This is a genomic window from Streptomyces sp. NPDC060205, assembly GCF_042728395.1.
GTDB lineage: Bacteria > Actinomycetota > Actinomycetes > Streptomycetales > Streptomycetaceae > Streptomyces.
On sequence record NZ_JBHWZP010000542.1, the window covers coordinates 1 to 3,866 of the forward strand.

At 72.8% G+C, this 3,866-nt stretch carries 3 protein-coding genes; 1 reads left to right on the forward strand and 2 read right to left on the reverse strand.

What is annotated here, in order from left to right:
• Nucleotides 1–150: 150 nt before the first annotated feature.
• Nucleotides 151–1,233, reverse strand: a complete 1,083-nt coding sequence (locus tag ACFWGJ_RS42615) for a sugar phosphate nucleotidyltransferase (RefSeq protein ID WP_387334342.1) — start codon at nucleotides 1,231–1,233, stop codon at nucleotides 151–153.
• 165 nt (nucleotides 1,234–1,398) lie between these two features.
• Entirely contained in the window at nucleotides 1,399–2,913 is a 1,515-nt protein-coding gene (locus ACFWGJ_RS42620) for an N-acetylmuramoyl-L-alanine amidase (protein WP_387334343.1), read from the reverse strand.
• A gap of 110 nt (nucleotides 2,914–3,023) precedes the next feature.
• Here ACFWGJ_RS42620 and ACFWGJ_RS42625 point away from each other — a divergent pair, with 110 nt between their 5' ends.
• Nucleotides 3,024–3,779: a TIGR03089 family protein gene (locus tag ACFWGJ_RS42625; protein WP_387334344.1), complete on the forward strand. Its 756-nt coding sequence runs from the start codon at nucleotides 3,024–3,026 to the stop codon at nucleotides 3,777–3,779.
• Nucleotides 3,780–3,866 lie beyond the last annotated feature (87 nt).

Consider the following 3,866-nt stretch of genomic DNA (forward strand, 5'->3'; position numbering starts at 1 on the left):
CCCCTAGGTGCCTAGGGGCGCGGGGAACTGCGCAGTCCTGTGGGTCCACCCCCACCGACCGTCGGCCGACACAGGGCCTCGCCCCCTAGGGGCGCGGGGAACTGCGCAATCGTTCAGGCCCGCCCCCACCCGGCCGCGGCCGGTGATGCGCTACTGGTCCGACGAGAAGCGCAGGGACGCGGCCGGGATGCGGGCGTCGCACCAGACTCGGACGCCGGAGCGGAGTTCGTTGTCCGGGCCCACGACCGCGCCGTCGCCGACCACCACCCCCGTGAGGGTCGAGCGGGCGCCCACCCGGGCGCGGGCGCCGATCAGGGAGTCCGTGACGACCGCGCCCGGTTCGACGACGGCGCCCGCCAGGATCGCGCTGCCGAAGACGCGCGCCCCCTCGCCCACGGTCGCGCCGCGTCCGACGACCGTGCCGCCGGTGAGTTTGGCGTCCGGCGCGACGGTGGCCTCCGGGAGGACCAGGCGGTCCCCGCAGCGGCCCGGGACGGCCGGGGACGGCGCCCTGCCGAGGACCAGGTCGGCGGAGCCGCGGACGAAGGCCTGCGGGGTGCCCAGGTCGAGCCAGTACGTGGAGTCGACCATGCCCTGGAGGTGGGCGCCGGAGGCCAGGAGGTCCGGGAACGTCTCCCGTTCGACCGAGACGGGCCGGCCGACGGGGATCGAGTCGATGACCGACCGGCGGAAGACGTACGCGCCCGCGTTGATCTGGTCGGTGACGATCTCCTCGGGGGTCTGGGGTTTCTCCAGGAACGCCTGGACGCGGCCCGAGTCGTCCGTCGGGACCAGCCCGTACGCCCGCGGGTCCGTCACCCGGGTCAGGTGCAGCGAGACGTCCGCGCCCGAGGACCGGTGGGTGTCGACCAGGGCCGGGATGTCCAGGCCGGTCAGGATGTCCCCGTTGAAGATCAGTACGGGGTCGTCGGGGGCCGATCTCAGCCGGGCGGCCACGTTGCGGATGGCTCCGCCGGTACCGAGGGGTTCATCCTCGGTGACGTACTCGATGTGGAGCCCGAGCGACGAGCCGTCGCCGAAGTGGGGCTCGAAGACCTCGGCCAGGTAGGACGTGGCAAGCACGATGTGCTCGACCCCGGCCGCTCTCGCCCGTGCCAGCTGGTGCGTGAGGAACGGTACGCCGGCCGCCGGGACCATCGGTTTCGGCGTGTGCACCGTGAGGGGGCGCAGCCGTGTGCCCTTGCCGCCCACCAGGAGGATCGCTTCTGTCACCTGTCGTCTCTGCTTCCTGCTGGGGCCGGTCGAACGGTCATTCGACCGGCCAGTGTATGCAGACCGTTTCGATGGCTGTGGGGCGCCTCTGGGAGGTGGCCGTGGGGAGCCGCCGGGTGCGGGCGACCCGGCGTGCCGGGCCGCGCCGTCCCCGCCGACCGGACGTCATCGTCCCTGGTAGCGGGCCGAAGTGGTGCGGGCTTTGCCGAGCTTCGCGTAGAGCCGGCCACCGGGGCATTCGGTGGCGAATCCGTCCCGGTGACCGGAGATTACATTGAGTCGTACATTCTTTCCTTTTCGGTACAGATTTCCGCCTCCCGACCTGAGGTAGGTCTTGCCGCGCGGGTTCGCCCCGTAGAGGCCGAGCTTCCATGCCGTGAGCTTCGCGACGGCCTTCACCGCGGCGGCGGGCGGGTTCGCGGTGCCGAAACTTCCGAGGACGGCGATCCCCATGCTCTTGCTGTTGAAACCGAGCGTGTGTGCGCCCATCACGGGCTTGGCCACGCCACCGGCCCTGCCCTCGTAGATGTTTCCGCACTTGTCGACGAGGAAGTTGTAGCCGATGTCGCGCCAGCCGCTGCTCTTCACGTGGTAGCGGTAGATACTGCGGATGACTGAAGGCGCTTGCGCACAGCGGTAGTTGTTGCCCGAGGCGCTGTGGTGGACGAAGACGGCCTTCACCGTCTTCGTGTAGCTGAAGTTCGACTCCCGCAGCCCCTCGTCGGCGCCCCAGCCACGGCGGGTGACGATGCGCGGACGGGCGCCGATGTACGGCTTCGCGCCCGGGTTCGCGGCCCCGGCGACGGCCGCGTTCGTCGCGCCTGTCGTACCCGTCACGTCCGTCTCCTCGCCACGGGTGGCCAGCAGGTCCGCCCGGGTCTCCTTCTGGCTCAGGGCCGGGATCTCGGTGGCGCCGATGGGCGCGAGCTCGGCGTTGACGGCGGAGGCCGCCGCCGCGGACTCGGCGGTCAGGACGCCCGGGGGCGGGGCGTTCAGTTCGGGACCCTGGGGCGGAGGTTCGGCGCCCGGGTCGACCAGTTCGACGTGCAGGCCCTTGGGGAGGGGCTCGGCGGTGACGGCCCTTCCGTCCGCGCCCGTCCGGCCGTCCGCCTCACCCTGGACCCTGACCTCCACACCGTCCGAGTCGCCCACCCACAGGGGTGCCGTGGAGCCCCGCACCCGGCCGGAGGCGCGCTCCGCGGTGTCCGGGTCGGCCGCGTGCTCGTGGTTGTGGGTGTCCACGTCCTGCCAGGCGGACCACTTCGTGGTGCCGGTCGCGCGGGTACGGATCTGGACCCGGCCGTGGAGTTCGCTGTCCGGGTCGTCCCAGACGACGCCCACGAGGGAGAAGTGCCGGACGTCCCGGCGGGCCAGGCCCTGCGCCGGGACGGACGCGGAGGGCGGCAGCGTGCGGTCGCTTGAGGGCGGGGTGCTGGAGGTGAGAGGGGTGAGCGGGAGGGACTGGGTGCTGCCGGGGGTCGTGCTGCCGGGGGCCGTGCTGCCGGGGGCCGTGCCGCCCGGGGTCGAGTTGCCGGCGGCCCGTCTCTCGGCCGCCGGAGGGGCCACCGAGGGAGTCGCCGTGGCGTCCGAGGACAGGGCCAGCGGGAGGGACAGGGCGGCCGCGCAGGTGACGGCGATCGAGGAAGCTAGATGTGCGCGCATGCCCCTGATCCTGGACATAGTCAGACTTATCTGTCCATCCGGGATATGACGGACCGTCGGTCGTACTCCGCCGAACCGGTGCCCCGCACTCCCCCGCCCGGGCAGGGGCCCGCGTACGCTTGCGTCCCGTGACCGCCATCGACCGCACCCCTGCCGACCTGCTGCGATCCGCGCTCGCCGCGGATCCCGCGCGCCCCCTGGTGACCTTCTACGACGACGCCACGGGCGAACGTGTCGAACTGTCCGTGGCCACCTTCGCCAATTGGGTGGCCAAGACCGCCAATCTCCTCCAGGGCGAACTGGGCGCCGAGCCCGGCGAGCGGGTGGCACTGCTGCTGCCCGCGCACTGGCAGACGGCCGTGTGGCTGCTCGCGTGCTCCTCGGTGGGGGTCGTGGCGCAGGTCGGGGGTGACGCGGGCGACGCCGATCATGTGGTCGCCGGGCCCGGACAGTTCGAGGCCGGACTCGCGTGTTCCGGGGAGCGGGTGGCGCTGTCGCTCGCGCCGCTGGGGCGTCGCTTCGCGCAGGTGCCGGGCGGGTACGTCGACTACGCGGTCGAGGTGCCGGGGCAGGGGGACGTGTTCCGGGCGTACGGGCCCGTGGACCCGGAGTCCTCGGCGCTGGTGGTCGCGGGGGCGGAGTTTTCGGGGGCGGAGGTTGTCGAGCGGGCTCGGGGGGATGCGGGGGTGCTCGGGCTGGCGGGGCCCGGGGGGCGGGTGTTGTCGGCGTTGCCGTATGACACGTGGGAGGGGTTGAGTGCGGGGTTGTACGCCGCGTTGGCCGCCGGCGGGTCCGTGGTGCTGTGCCGGAACCTCGACCGGCTCGGGGAGGACGCGCTCGCGAAGCGCATCGAGAGCGAACGGGTCACTACGACGGCCCGCTGAGGCTCTTCCTCGCCCCCGCCGCCCCTACCCTCCCCGTCACTGCATGGGGGCTTCGCCCCCTCGCCCCCTTTTGCGCAGTTCCCCGCG